This window comes from Intrasporangium zincisolvens, assembly GCF_034724055.1.
In the GTDB taxonomy this organism is placed as follows: Bacteria; Actinomycetota; Actinomycetes; order Actinomycetales; family Dermatophilaceae; genus Monashia; species Monashia zincisolvens.
Genome location: NZ_JAWIIL010000008.1, coordinates 70,141 through 89,739, shown reverse-complemented (window position 1 = coordinate 89,739; position 19,599 = coordinate 70,141). Strand labels below are relative to the sequence as shown.

The following is a 19,599-nucleotide window of genomic DNA, read 5'->3' as shown; positions in this document are numbered from 1 at the left end:
ATGATATCTTCTTTCGCGCCGAGTGAAGTCATTTGCTGCACGGCAATCGAGGAGCCGTGGCTCGAGGTCGGTAGACCGTCACGGCCTCCACACGCGGAGCAGCACCGACGGACGGGCGCGCGCGAGAGAACACCCCCACCGCGTCATAGTCGCGGTCCAGGGCACGTCCGACTTCCGTCAGGACGCGCGTGGGGATGGCCCTGGGAGCTGAGGGCGACACCAGGAGGTAGGCGCCCTGCACGTTGCACCGGTCGTTGTCGATCGCGAGCCGTGCTGCCGACTCACTCCCGCGGTAGCCGCCGATGATCCATCCCTGCCCGACGGCTCGGGCACCGAGAACGAAGATCGAACCCGGCGAGTCTCCTGTGAGATCGAGGACTCGGGTGCGTTCGTCGAAGCCGAGGCGTCGGGCGAGCGTCGTGAGGTCGGCAGCGGCCTGGTGGTCCGCACTCGTCAGTCGGATGGAGCCCCCTGCTACCCGGGTCTCGACCGTGGCGGAGGCGGCGGGGGCGTAGCGGTAGGGGGCTGCCGCCGACGCAGCCAAGGTGGCGATGAGGAGGGTGACCGCGACCAGGCTCGGCGTCATCCAGAGAAGTCGCGTGTGAGGGGCGGAGACGTGTCGTACCAAAAGCAGGCTGAGGGCCAAGAGCCAAAAAGAGACGGCTCGCCCTTGCGCCGCCCACAGGTTCACATTGGTCCCGAAGGCCTGGGCCAGGGGCATGCACAGCAGCGCGCCCACCAACGTCAGGTGGGTGCGGCGAGATCCATCGATGTGCGCCAGAAAGCCCGCGCGGCGGCGCGGTTGCCTTGTGGCGGCCCATGCCAGTGCGCCTGCAACTGCGGTTATCGCCACCCCCGAGCCGAGCAGCAGATTGGCCGCGGCGTCACTGGCCGCCAGCGCCATGGTGACCGGGGCCTGTCCCCAACGCCACACGATCGCGCGGGCGCAAACGCCGAGTACGCCGAGCAGGACGAGAAGGAGAACCAGGGCAGCTGCGCGCGTTCCCCTCAGGTGCGTGCCCTTCCTCTGGTCCAGCCGGGCAGCCACGAGGGCAGCCCCGACAGCGAGGGCACCAGCCAAGACCAGCAAGGCCAGAGTCGTCGGCTGGCCGAGGAACGGGTCGCGTCTGATGAGACTGTCGTGGCCTCCCAACGCCTGGGAGGTGGCGACGCCGTTGGACAGCACTGTCACGAGGTCGCCCGGCCCGGAGGAGAACACTGCGAGCGAAAGGCCGCCGGCAGCGGCCGCTGCCACCGGAGCCATCCACATCGAGCTCCGCCAGCGCCCCGGGAGCGCGAGAAAGGTGACGATGACGATGGCAGCGAGAGCGGCGGCGGTCGTCGGCTTGCCCATGAACGTGAGCCAGCCGCCGAGACCCACGAGGACCGCTCCGGTCTTGCGCTGTATCCCGTGCCGCGTCACGGCGAGCACGAGGCCAGCCGTTGCTGCCGCGAGTCCCTGCAGCGTCAGGGAGTTGTACCCCGGCGACATGGGCATCTGTGCCACGGTGGCCAAGGCCGTCGCTCCGACTCCTGCGCTCACTGCCACCCGCAGAGGTAGGCGGAGTGGACGGTGGCCGACAAGGGCCTTCGTGCCCATTGCCACCCAGGAGAGCGCGGCCATCGCCAGAACCGACAGGCCCATGCCGATCCATCGCATGACCACCACGTCACCGCCCGCCATCACGTACAGCGGGTGATAGACGAAGCCGAACAGCAGCAGGGTCGAACGGTCATCCGCAGGATGGCTGATGGCGTTGAGGTACAGGCCCTCGTCCGTGAGATCGAGTCCATGGGTGGCCAACCATGCGGCCATGCCCATGGCGAGGAGCGCGCCGATCGTCACACCCAGCGACACGGCCATGGACCCCGGGGCCCCTGACGACGGTGCGGCATCCGGCCTTGTCAACGGTCGAGCACCGGGTGCCCCTCGGCGTCGCGGGCCGCGTTGTCGGCGTCGTCGGTCGAGCCGGCGATGTCGAGGTCCGCCTTGTCCTCACCGGTGATCCAGGCGAACGTCGCGCCGGCGATGAGGCCGCCGACGATGGGCGCGACCCAGAACGCCCAGAGCTGGGCCGGGGCGTCGTTGCCGTTGAAGAAAGCGACCGCCGTGGAGCGTGCCGGGTTGATCGAGGCGTTGCTCACGGGGATCGCCACGAGGTGGGCCAGGACGAGGCCGAGCCCGATGGCGAGCGGCGCGAAGCCCTTCGGGGCGTCGTCCTTGGTCGCCCCGAGGATGATGTAGACGAAGAACGCGGTGACGAGGGCCTCGACGACGAGGACCGCGCCGAGCCCGAAACCGCCGGGGGAGTGGGCCCCGTAGCCGTTGGCCGCGAGATTCCCGGTGGCCGGCAGGCCCTGCGAGGTCCACAGGCCCGTCAGGGCGGCGCCGGCGAGCAGGCCGCCGACGAGCTGGGCGACGAGGTAGAGCGGGACCTCGCGCCACTCGAACCGCCGGGCGATCGCGATGCCGATGGTCACCGCCGGGTTGAAGTGCGCCCCCGACACGTGGCCGACCGCGTAGGCCATCGTCGTGACCGCGAGGCCGAACGCGAGGGCGATGCCCAGGTGGCCGATGCCGAGCTGGACCGGGGCGGAGTCGCTGAGGTCCTGGCGCACGAACTTGCCGTTGAAGATCGCCGACCCGCAGCCGATGAACACGAGCCAGAAGGTTCCGAGGGCCTCGACGGCGAGGCGCGAGCTCATCTTGGGGGTGTACATCGTGCTCCTCCAGCGGACGTCGACGTGAAGACCCCGGGCGGATGCCGGTGCGTCGCAGCGTAGTGGCGAGGTGCTGTTCGGCGGGGGACCTCGCCAACCCGCCTGGTGGTCTGCCCGCGTCTTGGTTTCGAGTTGCGGTTTGAAGGATGTCCAGATAGTGAAGTAGGCAATCAAATGCCGGGTTAGCGGCGTTCGCGCAGGTAGCATGATCTCGCGCTGATTACCCCTTTTGTACTTTCTGTCTCCACGGCCGGTCGAGGGGTGGCTCGAGAACCCGGGTCTGCGGCGCATTCGGGGTCGGCAGGGAACCAGGGGTACACAGGGTGATGACACGGTGACGGCGAAGACTCGAAGGGCCCGCTGGGTTCGTCTCGGCTGGGCAGGGGTCGACGCCGTCCTCTGGGTCGTCATGATCTTCGCGGCGTTGTGGATCCGTCTCGACTTCCGCTTCGACAACGAGTTCGTGCACGGCGCGGCCTGGTTCGCGCTCGCCGCGATGGTGGGCCAGCTCCTGCTCGGCTACGTCGTCGGCCCCTACTCGATCAGCCACGTCCTCGGCTCCTTCGAAGAGGTCGTCGAGCTGACGACCACCACGGCCGTCGTGGGGGCCCTGCTCTTCCTCACCGGCATGCTCGTCTCGCCGCCTGTGGTGCCGCGTGGTGTGCCGCTCACCGCGGCCGCGCTCGCGCTCGCCGCCATGTTCGCGCTGCGCTTCGTGGTGCGCACCGTGCGCTCCCACCGAGCCGCGCAGTCGGCTGCCGAGCGCAAGGCCATCGTCTTCGGCGCCGGTGAGGCCGGCCGCCGCCTCGTCCGCAGCATGAAGTACGACGACGCGAGCGGCTTCGTCCCCGTCGCCCTGCTCGACGACGACAAGAGCAAGCACCGGCTCCGGCTCGAGGGCGTGCGGGTGCGCGGTACCCGATCCGACCTCGCCGAGGTCGCCGAGCGCTTCGACGCCGACACCTTGGTCGTGGCCTTGCCGAACGCCGAGGCCTCGACGCTGCGCGACCTCGCCCTTCGGGCCGCCGACGCCGGGCTCGAGGTCGTCAGCCTGCCCCCGCTCAAGGACATCATCGGCGGGCGTCCCACCTCCCACGACCTGCGCGACCTCGACGTCGCCGACCTGCTCGGACGGCGGCCCGTCGAGCTCGACACCACGGCCATCGCCGAGCAGATCTCCGGCCGCCGGATCCTCGTCACGGGCGCCGGCGGGTCGATCGGCTCCGAGCTCTGCCGCCAGATCGCCAAGTTCGGTCCGGCCCGCCTCTACATGCTCGACCGCGACGAGTCCGGTCTGCAGGCCACGCAGATGAGCCTGTCCGGGCACGGACTGCTCGACTCGGACGACCTCGTGCTCGCCGACATCCGCGACACCGTCGCCCTCGCCGAGGCCTTCGACCGGGCTCGCCCCGAGGTCGTCTTCCACGCCGCCGCCCTCAAGCACCTGCCGCTACTCGAGGCCCACCCGCTCGAGGCCTGGAAGAGCAACGTCGTCGGCACGCTCAACGTCCTCGAGGCTGCCGAGCGCATCGGGGTCTCCACGTTCATCAACATCTCCACAGACAAGGCCGCCAACCCCACGTGCGTTCTCGGCTACAGCAAGCGCATCGCCGAGCGCCTCACCGCCGACTTCGCCCGGCGGGCAGACGGGCGCTACGTGTCCGTGCGTTTCGGCAACGTGCTCGGCTCGCGGGGCTCGGTGGTGCACGCCTTCACGGCGCAGATCGACATGGGGGGCCCGGTCACGGTGACCCACCCAGAGGTCGAGCGGTACTTCATGCTCATCCCGGAGGCCTGCCAGCTCGTCCTCGAGGCCGCCTCGATCGGCAACGACGGCGAGGTCATGGTGCTCGAGATGGGCGAGCAGGTGAAGATCCTCGAGGTCGCCGAGACTCTCATCCGGATGAGCGGGCGCCGCGACATCGAGGTCGTGTTCACGGGCCTGCGTCCGGGCGAGAAGCTCGGCGAGGAGCTGTTCTCCCCGACCGAGGACCGTCACAGCACCGGCCACCGGTTGGTCAACAGCGTCGACGTGCCGCCGATCCAAGTGGTCCACGTGCTCGAGGCTCAGTTCGCCGGCGGCGCCGAGGGCAGGGAGTGGATGCGTGCCGAGTCGTCCGGCTCGGTCGCCGTGGCGCGTAGCGGCTGAGGGCGCAGGCCCCGCCCGACCCGGCGGTGGTCCGGCCTGCGAGGATCCTCAGCCACTGATGACCGCGCGGACCGTCTGGGCGAGCACGGACAGGTCCTTGCGCAGCGACTGGCTGTGCACATAGTCGACGTACGCCGCGGTCTTGCGCGGTAGCAGCTCGCGGACGTAATACACCTCGGGGTCCTCGGCCAGCGCGAGCTCGTCGGCCTCGTTGCGGAACTCGATGCTGGCCGGGTCCGTGATTCCCGGACGCACCGACAGGATGATGCGTCGCCGGTCGTCGGGCCACTGGGCCACGTACAACGGCACCTCCGGGCGCGGGCCGACGAGGCTCATGTGGCCCCGGAGCACGTCGATGAGCTGGGGGAGCTCGTCGAGCTTGGCTTTGCGAAGGATCCGTCCGACACGGGTCACACGGGCGTCCCCCGTGCTGCTCACCAAGCGACCGTCGTGCTTGACCTGCATGGTGCGGAATTTGTGGATGCGGAAGGTCTGGCCGTTGAGGCCAACGCGCTCCTGTCGGAACATGGCCGGCCCGTGCGACTCGATCCGGACCGCGGCGGCGAGCACCGCCAGCACCGGGGAGAGCGCGAGCAGGCCGGTCCCGGCGACGAGGACGTCGAGAGTCCGCTTCGCTCGCCGTGACCTCAGCAGCGGGCCCCGCATCAGGACAGCACCTGCCGAACGGCGCCGATGACGCGGTCGATGTCCCGGTCCGTCATCGAGGAGAAGAGCGGCAGGCTCAACGAGCGCTGGAAGGCCCGTGCGGCGACGGGGTAGTCGTTCGGGTCCAGGTCGTACGTGTCGCGCCAGTAGGGGTGCTCGTGCAGGGGAATGAAGTGCACGCTGGTGCCGACCCCGAGTTCGGCCAGCCGTTCGATGACGCGGTCCCGGGGTTCGCCCGCTGCGTCGCTCAGGCGTACGACGTAGAGATGCCATGCGTGCTGGTCATCCGGGCCGGCGCGTTCCGGCAGCCGCAGTGCGAGGTTCGAGAACGCCTCGTCGTACCGTCGCGCGATCGCCGCTCGTCGGTCGCGCATGGCTTGGGCACGGCGCAGCTGCACGCGTCCCATCGCGGCGGCCGGATCCGGCAGGTTGTACTTGTAGCCGGGGGCGACGACCTCGTAGTGCCAAGAGGGCTTGGTGCTGCGGTAGCGGTCGAAGACGTTGCGACTGATCCCGTGCAGCCGCATCGTGCGGACGCGTGCGGCCAGCTGGGGGTCTCGGGTGACGACCATGCCTCCCTCGCCTGTCGTGATGGTCTTCGTCGCGTAGAAACTGAAGACCGTGGCCTCGGACTGTCCGGCGCCGACCATCTGACCACCCGTGATGCACGGAAGGGCGTGGGCGGCGTCCTCGACCACCCGCAGGTCGTGGGCGTCCGCGAACTGGGCCAGGGCACGCGGATCGACCCCGAGCCCCGCGAAGTGGACGGGCATGATCGCGCGGGTTCGTGGCGTCAGAGAGCGCTTGGCGGCCTCGAGGTCGAGGTTGAGCGTCTGCTCGTCCACGTCGACGATCACCGGGTCGGCGCCGAGGTACCGGACGACCTCGGCCGTCGCGGTGAAGGTCCACGTGGGCACGATCACCTCGTCGCCGGGTCCGACGCCGGCCGCCTCGAGCGCGAGGTGGAGCCCGGCCGTCGCGGAGTTCACGGCCACAGCCTCGACGCCACCACCCACGAACTCCGCGAACTCGGCTTCGAAGGCTGCCGCGCTCGGCCCGCTGGTCAGCCAGCCGGACCGCATCGACTCGACGACGGCGGCGATCTCCTCCTCGCCGATGTCGGGGAGGGCAAAAGGCAGGAAATCCAGCTCGTGTGCGCCCAAGACATCCTCTTCGACTTGATTACGGCATAACTGGCAATATGTAGGATAAGCCCCGTAATGGACGGGTGCCCTGATGGCGCGCTCGTCGGCACCGGACGGATGGAGCGGGGCATGCGGTTCGGGCTCCTCACCCAGTGGTACGACCCGGAGCCGGGGCCGGCCGCGCTGCCCGGGGTGCTGGCCCGCGGGCTGGCCGACCGAGGTCACGAGGTCCGTGTGCTGACCGGGTTTCCGAACTACCCGACGGGCCGGGTCTCCGACGGGTACACGCTGCGGCGGCACCTGCTGGAGCGGAAGGGCGGGGTCGACGTGCACCGCGTCGCGCTCTATCCCAGCCACGACAGCTCGACGTTCAGGCGTGTCGCCAACTACGGCTCGTTCGGTGCCTCGTCGATGGTCAACGGCCTGCCGGCGCTGCGTGGCCTGGACGCCTTGTGGGTCAACTACTCGCCCGTGACCGTGGGGGGAACCCAGCTGCTGGCCAGGTACGCGTTCGGCGTGCCCTCCGTGGTGCACGTCCTGGACCTCTGGCCCGACACGCTCTTGGCTGGTGGCTTCTCCGGTGACGGCGCCGGAGCCAGGCTCAGTCGCAGGCTGCTCGAGGGCTGGTGCTCGACGCTCTATCGGGCGGCGACGTCGGTCGCCTATATCGCTCCCAGCGTCGGAGACATCCTGCGTCGTCGCGGAGTCGACGAGCATCGCCTGCACTACGTGCCCATGTGGGCCGACGAGGCCATCTTTCACCCGTCCGATGACTCCATGCGCTCGGAACTCGGCATCCCCGACTCAGCCATGGTCGTGCTGTACGCCGGCGCGCTGGGGGAGGCCCAAGGCTTGGAGACGCTCATCGACGCATGTGGGCAGGTGGATGACCCTCGCCTCGTCTGCGTCATCGCGGGGTCGGGGATCTCGGAAGGCGCGCTTCGCTCGCGGGCCGGAGGGCAGAGCAACGTCCGGTTCATCGGGCGGGTCGAGCCCAGTCAGATGACCCGGCTCATGGCCACCGCGGACCTCGCCTACATCGGCCTCCGGCAGCACTCGGTCTCCTCGGCCACGATGCCGAGCAAGACGCAGGCGACGCTGGCCGCCGGCGTGCCCATCATCGCCTCGGCCGGCGCCGACGTCGAGCGTGTCGTCGACGAGGCCGGAGCCGGGTTCTCGGTGCCGCTCGGGGACGTCAACGCCCTCGCGGGCGTCCTTCGGGGTGTCCTCGCGGAACCCGGCACGGACCTGCCGTCGATGAAACAGGCGGCGCGTGCCTACTACGAGCGTCGGTTCTCCGCGGAGCAGGGAGTGTCAGCCATCGAGGCGCTCCTGACGGACGCGGCGAGCACCGGTGCCTCAGATCGGAGAGCCTCGTGACTGGGAGTCTGGCCAGCGCGTCCGTCATGATTCGCGACCTGAGCGAGGAGGACGTGGCGCCCGCCGCCGGCGTCCACCGGGAGGCGTTTCCCGACTTCTTCCTCACCCAGCTCGGAGAGCCGTTCCTCAAGCAGTTCTACAAGGGGTTCCTGGACGACCCCACCGCGATTACGGCGGTGGCGGTCGACGACCGCGGGCAGCTGCTCGGTGCGGCGGTGGGGACCACGAGGCCGGACGGGTTCTTCAAGCGCCTGCTCCAGCGTCAGCTGGTGGGATTCGCCGTCGCGAGTGCGCGTGCAGTGCTGGCCGACCCCACGCGGACCCCACGCCTCGTCCGGGCGGTCGCCTACCGGGGTGGTGAGGGGTCGGACAGCTCCTCCGCGTTGCTCAGCTCGATCTTCGTGGCCCCCCAGGCTGCCGGCCTGGGTGTGGGGTCCACGCTGATGAAGGAGTGGTGCTCTCGCGCCGCGTCCCTGGGCTCTGACAAGGCTCGCCTCGTCACGGACGGGCAGGGCAACGACAAGGTCAATGCCTTCTACCGCCGGTGCGGCTGGTCGCTGACCCAGCAGTTCACCACGCGTGAGGGCCGTCAGATGAACGCCTACGGCAAGGACCTCGCCTGACCGTGAGCGGTGGGCAGCCGGAGCGCGGGGGCGAAACGCCCACGCAGGTCATGCGGAATGCCTGAATTGTCGAGATGATGGAGCGGCCATCTCGTGGCGGCCGTCGAGGACGGGTGCTGGGATGCTACCGACCGGGACGAAGTGATGGGACGAGCGGCGGATGTGCACGGACATGGACAGGCGCACGAGCCGAGAGGGCGTGAGGTCATGACCACCTCCATCGACGGGGCCACCGTCCTGATCACGGGAGGTACCGGTTCGTTCGGGTCGATCATGGTCGAGCACCTGCTGGGGCGCGGCGTCGGTCAGATCCGGGTCCTCTCGCGCGACGAGGCCAAGCAGGACGAGATGCGCCGACGCGTCGACGACTCCCGTCTCAAGCTGTTCGTCGGCGACGTGCGCGATCTCGACAGCGTCCAGTCCGCGACCGTCGGGGCGGACTTCGTCTTCCATGCCGCCGCCCTCAAGCAGGTGCCCTCCTGCGAGTTCTTCCCCGAGCAGGCGGTGAAGACCAATGTCGTCGGCAGCCGCAACGTCATCGAGGCGTCGGCGGCGGCCGGTGTGCGCAGTGTCGTGTGCCTGAGCACCGACAAGGCCGTCTACCCAGTCAACGCCATGGGCATGTCCAAGGCTCTGATGGAGAAGACCGCACAGGCGTTCGCGCGCAACCACCCCGGCTCGGGCACCACGGTGTCGGTGACGCGGTACGGCAACGTCATGTACAGCCGCGGCTCGGTCATCCCGCTCTTCGTCCGGCAGGTGCAGGAGGGGCGTGCGCTCACCGTCACCGAACCGTCGATGACGCGCTTCCTGATGTCACTGCAGGAGTCGGTCGACCTCGTGGAGCACGCGTTCCTCCACGCCGAGCCCGGGGACCTGTTCGTCCGGAAGGCACCCGCTTCGACCGTCGACACGCTGGCGCGCGCGGTAGCCGAGCTGCTGGGGGAGTCGGCACCGACCATCACCCGCCTGGGCATGCGTCACGGCGAGAAGATGCACGAGACGCTCCTGAGCCGTGAGGAGATCGCGAAGGCGCAGGACCAGGGCGACTACTTCCGGGTCCCCCTCGACGCCCGCTCACTGCAGTACGAGCTCTACTTCGATGAGGGTGAGGACCTGCCCGCGCGGGTGGACGACTACACCAGCGAAAACACCGAGCGGCTCGACGTGGAGGCCACCAAGCAGCTGCTGCTCCGGCTCCCGGAGTTCGACCGTCTCCTCGCGGGCGTCCCGGCGTGAAGGTCGTCGTCACGGGGGCTGACGGTTTCCTCGGCTGGCACCTGCGCGTCCGGTGCCGGGCGCTGAGTGAGCACGAGGTCTTCGCAGTCAACCGTGAGTCGTGGGCCTCGTTGTCGGAGCTGGTCGCCGGCGCAGACGCCGTCATCCACATCGCGGGGGTGAACCGTGGAGAGCCCGACCACGTCGAGCGTGAGAACGTTCGCCTGGCCGAAGACCTGGCGGCAGCCCTCGAGGCGTCCCCGCGGCCCCGGAGGATCGTGTACGCCAACTCCGTGCAGAGCGGAAACGGGACCCCCTACGGCGCGGGCAAGGCCGCGGCGGCCGAGATCCTTCAGAGCGCTGCGGAGCGCACCGGTGCCAGCGTCGTCGACGTCAGGCTGCCCAACCTCTTCGGGGAGCACGGGCGGCCGCAGTACAACTCCTTCGTGGCCACGTTCGTCGACCTCGCAGTGACCGGAGGCGAACCCGACATCGTCGATCGCCCCGTTCCGCTGCTGCACGTGCAGGATGCAGCGGAGGTACTTCTCGATGGCTTGGTGGGTGAGGCCGGTGTGCGCACCCCCGACGGCACGCAGACGTCGGTTGCTGCCGTGTGGGAGCGACTTCGGAGCTTCGTGGCGACGTACGCGAACGGCGACATCCCTCGTCTGGACGGCAAGCTCGACGTGGACCTGTTCAACACCCTGCGGGCGCGTCTCTTCCCGCTCGTGTACCCGATCGCTCTGACCGAGCACAGCGACGACCGCGGGCGCCTCGTGGAGACGGTGCGCTCGCACGGGGGCGAGGGGCAGACGTTTGTGTCGACGACCCGACCCGGGATCGCCCGGGGAGAGCACTTCCACCTGCGCAAGATCGAACGGTTCGTGGTGCTGTCCGGGCAGGCGCGCATCAGCCTCCGCCGGGTCCTGACCGACGATCTCGTCGACTTCGAGGTGTCGGGGGAGCGCCCGGTCGTCATCGACATGCCGACCCTGTGGGCCCACAACATCATCAACACCGGTGACACCGAGCTCGTCACCCTGTTCTGGACCAACGAGCTGTTCGACCCCGCCGACCCCGACACGCACCGGGAGCCGGTGCTCCTCGAGAAGGTTCTCGCATGCTGAAGGTCATGACCATCGTCGGGACACGACCGGAGCTGATCCGGCTCTCGGAGGTGATCAAACGGCTCGACGCCTCGGTGGACCACGTCCTCGTCCACACCGGCCAGAACTACGACTACTCGCTGAACGAGGTGTTCTTCCGCGACCTCGGTCTGCGCCAGCCGGACCACATGCTCGGCGTGGACACCAGCTCACTCGGGCGCGTGCTCGGCGAGACCCTGATCAAGGCGGAGGCCGTGCTGCAGCAGGAGCGCCCCGATGCCGTCCTGGTGCTGGGTGACACCAACAGCTGCATCGCGGCGGTGATGGCCAAGCGGATGCGAATTCCCGTGTACCACATGGAAGCCGGCAACCGCTGCTTCGACGAGAACGTGCCGGAGGAGACCAACCGCCGGCTCGTCGACCACGTCGCCGACTTCAACCTGGTGTACACCGAGCACGCGCGTCGCAACCTGCTCGCCGAGGGCCTGCACCCGCGTCGCATCCTGCTCACGGGCTCACCGATGCGCGAGGTGCTCGAGGCGAACGCGGAGGCGATCCGGTCCGCGGACGTCCTGTCCCGCCTCGAGCTCGAGCCGTCCGGCTACTTCCTCGTGAGCGCGCACCGGGAGGAGAACGTGGACTCGCCCGAACGTCTCTCGGCGCTGCTCGAGTGCCTCCGCGCGGTCCGCAGCGAGTGGGGCCTGCCCGTCCTCGTCTCCACGCACCCACGCACGCGCAAGCGCCTGGAGGCGCTCCCGGATGCCGGGCCGACCGAGGGCATCGTCTTCCACGAGCCGTTCGGCTTCCACGACTACAACGCCCTTCAGCTGCACGCGGCGTGCGTCCTGTCCGACTCGGGGACGATCGCCGAGGAGTCCACGCTGCTCGGCTTCCCGGCAGTGACTTTGCGTGACTCGATCGAACGCCCGGAGGCGCTCGACACCGGCGGCATCCTGATGACCGGTCTCAGTGCCGACAACGTGGTCGAGGCGGTCAGGCTCGTGCGTTCCGGCGCTCGGTCCGACGGCCCGTCCAGGCTTCCCGACGACTACGCGATCCGTGACACCTCCGAGCGGGCCGTGCGCTTCGTCGTCTCCACAGCGCGACGCCACCATGCCTGGGCCGGGATCCGGGGGACGGCGTGAAGGTCTCCGTTCTCTCCGCGGTGCACAACGAGGAGCGGTACGTGCTCGACATGGTCGAGAGCGTGCGAGACCAGACCCATGAGGACTGGGAGCTGCTCCTCGTCGACGACGGGTCGACCGATGCGACGGGGGTCAGGCTGGACCAGGCAGCTGCGAGCGACCCGCGCGTCAAGAAGCTCGGCGACGGCGCCAAGCGAGGGAAGGTCGCGGCCTTCAACGAGGCTTTCGCGGCCGCGGGTGGCGACGTCATCGTGCTTCTCGGTGGTGACGACCTGCTGACGCCCGACTCACTGGCGGTCCGCGCCGGTGCCCTCCAAGGAAGGCCTCCGACCGACCGGGTCGCGGCGTCCTTCAAGCTGCAGACCCTCTCCGACTCGCTGGCCCACGACGGCATGGTGCTGCCCAAGGGCGACGCGACCAGCAAGTCAGGTGGCGTGATCGCCATGACGCGCGGCCTGGCCGAGGTGATCTTCCCCATCGATCCCACGCTGCCGTCCGAGGACCTGTGGATCGGCGAGCTGATCGGCGAGCTGGCCTCGGAGCTGGTGTCCGTGCCACACGTGGTCCTGCATTACCGGATCCACGCCGGCAACTCCAACCCCCGGTCAAAGCCCTTCACGGAGATGACCGCGGCGATGCACGCCCGTCACCGGGCGTGGTCCGCCCTGCTGGAGGAGCAGAGGTTCGACCTCAGCCCTGGCCTGACCACTCGCCTCGGCCACCTGGCTGCCATGGAGTCCCTTCGGCACGAAGGGCGCGTGCTGAAGCTGCTTGCCTACCGTTCGATGCCCCTGCCGGACCGACTGGGCTTGGCGGCCATGGCCAGCCCAGCCCTGTGGGCCGTGCGCAAGCGCTTCTTCCGGCTCCTGTCCGGGCTGCGGGGCCAGTAGCGTGCTCGACCTCCTGCTGGTCCTCGGCGTCGCCTTCGCGGTGTACTACGTCAGCGTCATGCGGCGGTTCGGCATCCTCAACGCCAATGCCCTGTTCGTCTACATCCAGATGATCATGGCGATCGGGACCTTCGCCTCCCTCGAGCCGTCGCTGCCCAGCGACACGGTGTACGGCTACGTCGTGCTGGTGTCGATGATCGGCTACTTCATCGGCAGTGGCCTCGTTCTGGCCGCTGGTGCGCGCCGACCCGTCGCGCACCAGCGGCTTCGCGCTGTCCGTCCGCTGCCGGCAGTGTGGGCGCTCGTCGCCCTCTCGTGCCTGATCATCGTGCTGTACTACAGCGCGGTCGGTTACAGCGCGCTCTTCGAGGGGCTCAAGAACTCGCTGTCCGGTGGCCAGGCGGATATCGCCGGCGCGCGCCTCGACTCCTACTCCGGCGACCGCTACCTCTATCCCGGGTACGTCAACCAGTTCAAGAACGCGATCCTGCCGGGGCTGTTGCTTGTGATCTTCGTGTACTGGCGGCGCGAACGGCAAAGCCATGTCGTGCTCGGAGCGAGCCTTGTCGCCATCGCCCTGTTCGGAATCCTGGGAACGGGCCAGCGCGGCGCCTTCATCCAGTTCCTCGTCGTGGCGGCGTACTTCCTCTACCTGATGAACGGTCGCAACCTGCCGCGTCGCAGCTGGCTGATCCTGCCTGCAGGTCTGGTGTTCATGCTCACCTCCACCGTCGCTCTGGGCCGGAGCAACACCCTGCTGGGGCAGGACGCCTCGGTCGTCGATCGCATCTGGATCGCTGGGCGCGAGCTTGGGAGCCGCGTGTTCCAGGTCCAACAGGAGTCGGCAGTGGCCGGGTTCCGCTACATCTACGAGCAACCCATCCAGTGGGGCGCTGAGTGGGCCCGAGGTCTGCTCGGGATCCTTCCGGGCTCGCCCGGCACGGACTTGCCCAACCGGATCTACCAGATGCTCTACGGCACCGACCGAGGAACAGCTCCACCGTCTGTCTGGGGGTCGATCTACCACAACTTTGGATGGGGTGGCATCGTCATCGTCCCCGTGGTGCTCGGGGCCCTCGTCGCCTTGGTGAGCCTGCGTTCGATGGATGGCAGCGTCCGCGGCTCACTCGAGGCCGTCGGGGTCGCGGGGGTGTCGACCTCGATCGGCTTCTGGGCCGCCGGTGGTCCGGAGAGCCTTCTCAATACGGGTCTCGTCACGTACGCCGTCTTGTGGCTGTGGGGGCGTCGCCAAGCGGCCAGCGCGCACGCGGACGTGTCACCTGAGACGCTCGAACCGGATGCGGGTCAGCGCTCGATCAGCTCGTCACCGGTTCGGCCGCGGGCTCCGCACGGGCATCGCTCGAGCGAGCCGCGCGGGCACAGAGGAGCCACATCACCGCGTACATGAGTGCGCTCGCGAGGCTGTAGGTCAGGATCGTGGCGGTGGCGTTCCAGCCCACGGTCGCCGGCAGGAGCAAGGCGCCGGTCACCACGACGAGCCGTGTGGCGTCCCAGGCGAGCTGCAGTCCGAGCCGACCCGTCGCGATGAGAGTCTGCGAGAGCGGCACGGCCACCAGCTGGGAAGCCACAGCGATGGCGAGGACCTGCGCGTAGCGTCCCGCGTCGGCCCACTGCGCGCCCAGCACCGTGGAGAAGGCCCACGGAGCCAGCGCCAGCACCGCGACGAGGAAGCCGGCGCCGGCCAGGAGCAGTGCTCGGGTGGCACGCACGAAGGAGACCCAGGCGTTGGCCTGCCCGGATCGCACCTGCTTGGCGACCCGAGCCAGGTAGACCTGCGCCATGGCGGCCCCGATGAGGGTGACGGGTAGGCCGAGGACCCGCAGAGCCATGCCGAACGAGCCGGCGCTGTCGGTCCCGTACCGCCACGCGACGAACACGACCGGCAGCTGCAGGCCGAGAGTGTTCATCACGCCGGCGGGCAGGAGCGTCAGTGGGTAGCGGCGGTGGCGCGAGACGGTCTCCCAGAGGTCGGCCGGCTGTAGCTCCCGGCGTGCACGGCGTGCGTGACGCGGTCGCAGCAGAGATGCAGCTCCGGTCCCGTACCCCAGCGCGGCGCCGGCGATCAGGGCGGCCGGTGTCGGCCAGATGATTCCGAGGCCGACCTGCGCGCCGGTCGTGACCAAGGGCTGGAGAGTGTTGCGTGTGCCCACCGCGGTCAGGCGCTCCTGCCGCACCGCCGCCTGGGCGAGCGCGAGGTACGCCGCGTAGGCGAACATCAGCGGCGCCATCATCCACAGGACCGAGGAGTAGTCCGCATGTCCGAGCGCTCGACCCGCGTCCTCGCCGAAGAAGGCCAGGCCCACGCCGGTCAGGACAGCCACGAGAAGGCTGCAGGCGAGCGCGAGGAAGACGAGCCGGAAGGCATCGTCGTCGGACCGAGCCAAGGGGACGGCCAGCTCAAGGCGCAGGGTCGCGAAGGTCGCCAGCGTGACGGCGTAGGCGGTGACCACGGCGAGGGCACCGAAGTCGGAGGGGTCGTAGAGGCGCGACACGACCGGCAGCAACAGGAACGCGGCCAGCTGTCCCGCGGCGCTGCCACCCGCGATCGAGAGCAGCCCAGTGTGGCGGCGCAGCAGGGTCGCCGCGCGTCGGGCCGTGGCAGCGGGAGACATCGTCGGTTCAGCCCACCGGCTGCGCGGTGGCCTGTCGAGCCGAGGCGATGCAGGCTTCGGCGATGCGCACCGTCTCGGTCCCGGCGCGCATGGTGACGATGTCGGACGGACGGCCGAGGACGGCGTCGCGGAACTGCTCGTGCTCGGTGCGCAGGGGCTCGGGCTTGGTCATCGCGTACCGGATGACGTCGCCTTCCGAGACTCCTCTGAACTGTGCGATGTCGTCGCGCACCACCTTCACGGAGCCGTTGGCGTAGAAGGTGAGGTCGGCCGTCAGCGTGTCGGCGACGAAGGCGCCCTTCTCCCCGGTGATGGTGGTGACGCGCTCCTTCAGGGGCGAGAGCCAGTTGACGAGGTGGTTGGTGACGGTGCCGTCGCTCAGCAGCCCCGTCGCGGCAACGAGGTCCTCGTGCTCGCGGCCGCTGCGGAACGCGGTCTGCGCGCTGATGTGGGTGTAGGTGCGTTGCGTCACCCATGCCGTCAGGTCGATGTCGTGCGTGGCCAGGTCCTTGACCACTCCGACGTCCGCGATGCGGGCCGGGAACGGGCCCTGCCGCCTCGTCGTCACCTGGAAGACCCGGCCGAGCTCGCCGGCCTCGATCCGCTGACGAGCGTTCTGCAGGGCCGGGTTGTATCGCTCGATGTGGCCCACGGCCCCGATGAGCCCCTGTCGCTCGAAGGCATCGGTCAGCCGCCGAGCAGACTCGACCTCGGGGGCCAGGGGCTTCTCGATGAGCGCGTGCACGCCGGCCTCGGCCAGGGTCAGGCCGATCTCCTCGTGGAACACCGTGGGCACCGCGACGACGCAGTAGTCGACGCCCGCCCGCACGATGGCGTCCACGCCGTCGAGCACCCCTAGGCCTGAGGCGACCCCGTGCGGGTCGCCGCCGGGATCGGCCACGGCGGCGAGGTCGACGCCGTCGAGCGATGACAGCACCCGGGCGTGGTGGCGGCCCATCATCCCGAGGCCGATGAGGCCGGCCCGTAGGTTCGCCATCAGACACCTGCCTTGACGAGCGAGTTGACGGCAGCCACGACGCGTTCCAGGTCGCCCTCGGTGAGCGAGGGATGAACCGGTAGCGACAGGCACTCCGCGGCGGCCCGCTCGGTCTCGGGGAGGTCGGCATCGACGTCGAAGGGCTTGAGCCGGTGGTTGGGCACCGGGTAGAACATGCCGGACCCCACCTGGTGCTCGTCCCTGAGTGCCGCCGCGAAGCCGTCCCGGTCGTCCTGCACCCGCACGGTGTACTGGTGGAAGACGTGGACCGCTCCGTCGGCCACCGTCGGAGTGACGACGCCCTCGAGGTGGGTCGAGTAGAAGTGCGCGTTGCGACGACGCTGCTCGTTCCAGGTATCCACCTTGGTCAGCTGCACTCGACCGATGGCGGCGTGGATGTCGGTCATCCGGTTGTTCAGTCCCACGACCTCGTTGTGGTAGGCCTTCTCCATGCCCTGGTTGCGATAGAGCCGGAGCAGTCGCTCGATGTCCGGATCGGCCACCGAGACCATGCCGCCCTCACCGGACGTCATGTTCTTCGTTGGGTAGAGCGAGAACATCGCGAACGAGCCGAAGGCGCCCACGGGGGTTCCGTTGAGCGAGGCGCCGTGCGCCTGCGCCGCGTCCTCGAACACCTGGATGCCGTGCCGCTCGGCGACCTGGGTCAGGCGGTGCATCTTCGCGGGGTGGCCGTAGAGGTGGACCGGCATGATGCCCACGGTGCGTTCGGTGACGGCCGCCTCGACCGCGGTGTGGGAGAGGCAGAAGTCGTCGGCGTCGATGTCGGCGAACACGGGGGTGGCCCCCGTGAGGGCGACCGAGTTCGCGGTGGCGGCGAACGTGAAGGAGGGGACGATCACCTCGTCGCCAGGGCCGACGCCGCACGCCAGGAGCCCCAGGTGCTGGCCAGAGGTTCCCGAGTTGACGGCCACGCACGCGCGCCCGAGGGAGAAGTGCTCGGCGAACTCACGCTCGAAGGCGGCCACCTCGGGCCCCTGGGCGAGCATGCCGGAACGCATGACCCGGTCCACGGCCTCCCGCTCCTCGTCGCCGATGATCGGCTTGGCCGGGGGGATGAAGGGCTGCATGGTTCTCCTGCGATCGATGTGGCGTGTTGACGTGTGAGCGTCGGGTCGTCGTTCAGCTGAGGGCGACCCACGACGTGCGTGTGGTCCCGGTCGAGAGCCACAGCGTCTTGCCCGGCGTGCCGTTGCGCTGGGTGTAGCGGACGCCGACCTCCCCGGGCGCCACGGCGCCGACGGGTGAGTTGACGTACGCGACGTCGCCGAAGACGGCGTCGATGTCGGCCCACACGAAGTTCGGGCTGCGGCCGGGGGCGAACGTGTTGGACGCATCCATGTGGAACCGCTTGAGGTGTTGCGTCCCGGACCCGCGCGCCGTGAGGGAGCTGCCGCCGCCCGAGAAGGTGTTGGCGACCACGGACGCCTGGTCCAGGCCGCCGAGGAAGGCGCCGTAGTATCCGGCCGCCTCTTGCTGGATCTCGTTGCCGTGCAGGCGAATCTGGGCCTTGCCCAGGCCGGTGTAGAGGGAGAGTGCGTGGTTCAGGCGGTTGAGGATCTTGTTCTCGCTGATGCTGATGCGCCCGAAGCAGTTGTCGAGGCGGATCGCGCCGGACGTCGCCACGGGCCCGGTGTCACGTCCCGTGATGATGTTCTGGGCGATGGTCAGGTCGGTGGCGTAGGCGGCGGTGACAGCGGTGCCGCAACCCTCGAGCACGTTGTTCGACACGATCACCTGGCTCGCCGTCGAGGTGGCGGAGCCGAAGACGCAGATGCCGTTGGCGGGGCGTGCGGCGGTACCGCCGGGTTTGGTGATGACGTTGCCGCTGATGACCGCGCGCGGGTAGCTGGTGGAGCCGGCGAGGTAGGAGGGGGCATAGGTGATGGCGCCCTCGGCCGGCGCGCCGGCCTCATTGACGGTCCCGTCGACGATCACGTTGTCGGCGCAGACGAAGTTACCCAGGCTCTTGGCGGAGACGGCCGCAGACCCGCAGGCCTCGAAGTAGTTGCCGATGACGCGGGCGCCCGAGACTGCGGGGTAGGTGTGGATGGGGGAGATCGTGTTGCCGGCGCAGTTCTGGCCGTAGCCCCGGAAGTGGTTCCCCACCGCCTCGAGGGTCGCGCCCGTACCCGTGGTCGAGCCGGTGCTCGGGGCCATGAACACCCCGCCCGGGAACCCGCCGGTGATCCTCGGGGCAGCGGTCCCGACCGCGTGGTTGTGGTTGAACGAGACGGATCCCTTGGCCCCGGCCTGACCGCTGACGACCGCGAGGATGGCGGTGTAGTGGCCCGGGGTGCCGTCGTGCTCGGCCTGTCCCTCGAAGGTGCACGAGTCGATGGAGATTGTCCCGCCGAACGTGTATGCGTAAACGGCGGCCTTCACTGAGTTGACCACCGTGACGCCTTCCAGGACCAGGCGGCGGCCTGAGGGCACGGCCCCGGCCACCAGGGACGTGCGCCCTGTCTGGTTGGACTTGTTGCCGTCCAGGACGCCGCCTCGGATCCGCAGGAACGTCGATGCGAATCCGATCATGTAGTCGTCGGCGCCCGCCGGCAGGTGCCGCAGGGTGGCCCCGATCCCGAGCATGAGGTCTGCTGCCGTGGTGACGGCCACCTTGTTGAGCGGGTACGTGCCGGCGGGAAAGTACACTAGGTCGCCCCCCGCCGCGGCGATCGCACGCTGCACGGCCGCCGTGTCGTCGCTCGTTCCGTCGCCCAGGGCGCCGTAGTCACGAACGTTCACGCCGGCGGACGTCGCCGCTGCCGCCATGGCCGGGGGTGGGACTGCCGCGACCGTCAGCGCGGCGCCCACGCCGCCGACTGCCGCTCGCCCGAGCCACTGCCTGCGTGCGTAGTCGGTCATCGCTGCCTCCCCTTGGCCAGGTCTGTCCCATTCATGGTATTTG

16 protein-coding genes are annotated in these 19,599 nt (G+C 69.3%); 8 read left to right on the top strand and 8 right to left on the bottom strand.

Annotated features, from left to right (window positions below):
• Positions 1-28 precede the first annotated feature (28 nt).
• Both RY076_RS18460 and aqpZ read right to left on the bottom strand, forming a co-directional pair.
• Positions 29-1,864: a hypothetical protein gene (locus tag RY076_RS18460; protein WP_323100634.1), complete on the bottom strand. Its 1,836-nt coding sequence runs from the start codon at positions 1,862-1,864 to the stop codon at positions 29-31.
• 41 nt (positions 1,865-1,905) lie between these two features.
• Entirely contained in the window at positions 1,906-2,721 is an 816-nt protein-coding gene (gene aqpZ, locus RY076_RS18455) for an aquaporin Z (RefSeq protein WP_323100633.1), read from the bottom strand.
• A 334-nt stretch (positions 2,722-3,055) separates the two neighbouring features.
• Between aqpZ and RY076_RS18450 the strand changes: the two genes are divergently transcribed.
• Positions 3,056-4,870 (top strand): nucleoside-diphosphate sugar epimerase/dehydratase, encoded by a 1,815-nt coding sequence (locus RY076_RS18450; protein WP_323100631.1) that lies wholly within the window; start codon positions 3,056-3,058, stop codon positions 4,868-4,870.
• 48 nt (positions 4,871-4,918) lie between these two features.
• Here the strand turns inward: RY076_RS18450 and RY076_RS18445 are convergent, their stop codons facing one another.
• Both RY076_RS18445 and RY076_RS18440 read right to left on the bottom strand, forming a co-directional pair.
• A complete protein-coding gene (locus RY076_RS18445; RefSeq protein WP_323100630.1) occupies positions 4,919-5,536 on the bottom strand; it encodes a sugar transferase in 618 nt (205 codons plus the stop codon).
• Positions 5,536-6,906: a DegT/DnrJ/EryC1/StrS family aminotransferase gene (locus tag RY076_RS18440; protein WP_323100628.1), complete on the bottom strand. Its 1,371-nt coding sequence runs from the start codon at positions 6,904-6,906 to the stop codon at positions 5,536-5,538. Before RY076_RS18440 ends, RY076_RS18445 begins: the two co-directional genes overlap by 1 nt.
• A gap of 9 nt (positions 6,907-6,915) precedes the next feature.
• Here RY076_RS18440 and RY076_RS18435 point away from each other — a divergent pair, with 9 nt between their 5' ends.
• The 7 genes from RY076_RS18435 (at position 6,916) to RY076_RS18405 (ending at position 14,451) form a co-directional block, all read left to right on the top strand.
• On the top strand, positions 6,916-8,061 hold the full coding sequence (locus RY076_RS18435) for a glycosyltransferase family 4 protein (protein ID WP_323100627.1): 1,146 nt from the start codon (positions 6,916-6,918) through the stop codon (positions 8,059-8,061).
• 26 nt (positions 8,062-8,087) lie between these two features.
• Positions 8,088-8,684: a GNAT family N-acetyltransferase gene (locus tag RY076_RS18430; protein ID WP_323100626.1), complete on the top strand. Its 597-nt coding sequence runs from the start codon at positions 8,088-8,090 to the stop codon at positions 8,682-8,684.
• Between the two features lie 207 nt (positions 8,685-8,891).
• Entirely contained in the window at positions 8,892-9,923 is a 1,032-nt protein-coding gene (locus RY076_RS18425; RefSeq protein WP_323100625.1) for a polysaccharide biosynthesis protein, read from the top strand.
• Positions 9,920-11,029, top strand: a complete 1,110-nt coding sequence (locus RY076_RS18420; protein ID WP_323100623.1) for a polysaccharide biosynthesis C-terminal domain-containing protein — start codon at positions 9,920-9,922, stop codon at positions 11,027-11,029. The genes RY076_RS18425 and RY076_RS18420 overlap by 4 nt, the downstream gene beginning before the upstream one ends.
• Positions 11,023-12,153, top strand: coding sequence for a non-hydrolyzing UDP-N-acetylglucosamine 2-epimerase (gene wecB, locus RY076_RS18415; RefSeq protein ID WP_323100621.1), 1,131 nt, complete (start codon positions 11,023-11,025; stop codon positions 12,151-12,153). The genes RY076_RS18420 and wecB overlap by 7 nt, the downstream gene beginning before the upstream one ends.
• On the top strand, positions 12,150-13,043 hold the full coding sequence (locus tag RY076_RS18410) for a glycosyltransferase family 2 protein (protein ID WP_323100620.1): 894 nt from the start codon (positions 12,150-12,152) through the stop codon (positions 13,041-13,043). The genes wecB and RY076_RS18410 overlap by 4 nt, the downstream gene beginning before the upstream one ends.
• Position 13,044: 1 nt before the next feature.
• Positions 13,045-14,451, top strand: a complete 1,407-nt coding sequence (locus RY076_RS18405) for an O-antigen polymerase (RefSeq protein WP_323100618.1) — start codon at positions 13,045-13,047, stop codon at positions 14,449-14,451.
• On the opposite strand, the gene RY076_RS18400 is transcribed toward RY076_RS18405, so the two are convergent.
• From RY076_RS18400 to RY076_RS18385, 4 genes are read right to left on the bottom strand one after another with little or no spacing between them, the layout of a single operon-like run.
• Entirely contained in the window at positions 14,360-15,676 is a 1,317-nt protein-coding gene (locus RY076_RS18400; protein WP_323100617.1) for a lipopolysaccharide biosynthesis protein, read from the bottom strand. The two genes, RY076_RS18405 and RY076_RS18400, sit on opposite strands and share 92 nt — an antisense overlap.
• Positions 15,677-15,683: 7 nt before the next feature.
• A complete protein-coding gene (locus tag RY076_RS18395; RefSeq protein ID WP_323100615.1) occupies positions 15,684-16,673 on the bottom strand; it encodes a Gfo/Idh/MocA family protein in 990 nt (329 codons plus the stop codon).
• Positions 16,673-17,761: a DegT/DnrJ/EryC1/StrS family aminotransferase gene (locus tag RY076_RS18390; RefSeq protein ID WP_323100613.1), complete on the bottom strand. Its 1,089-nt coding sequence runs from the start codon at positions 17,759-17,761 to the stop codon at positions 16,673-16,675. The genes RY076_RS18395 and RY076_RS18390 overlap by 1 nt, the downstream gene beginning before the upstream one ends.
• Before the next feature lie 52 nt (positions 17,762-17,813).
• Positions 17,814-19,556, bottom strand: a complete 1,743-nt coding sequence (locus tag RY076_RS18385) for a glycosyl hydrolase family 28-related protein (RefSeq protein ID WP_323100612.1) — start codon at positions 19,554-19,556, stop codon at positions 17,814-17,816.
• Positions 19,557-19,599 lie beyond the last annotated feature (43 nt).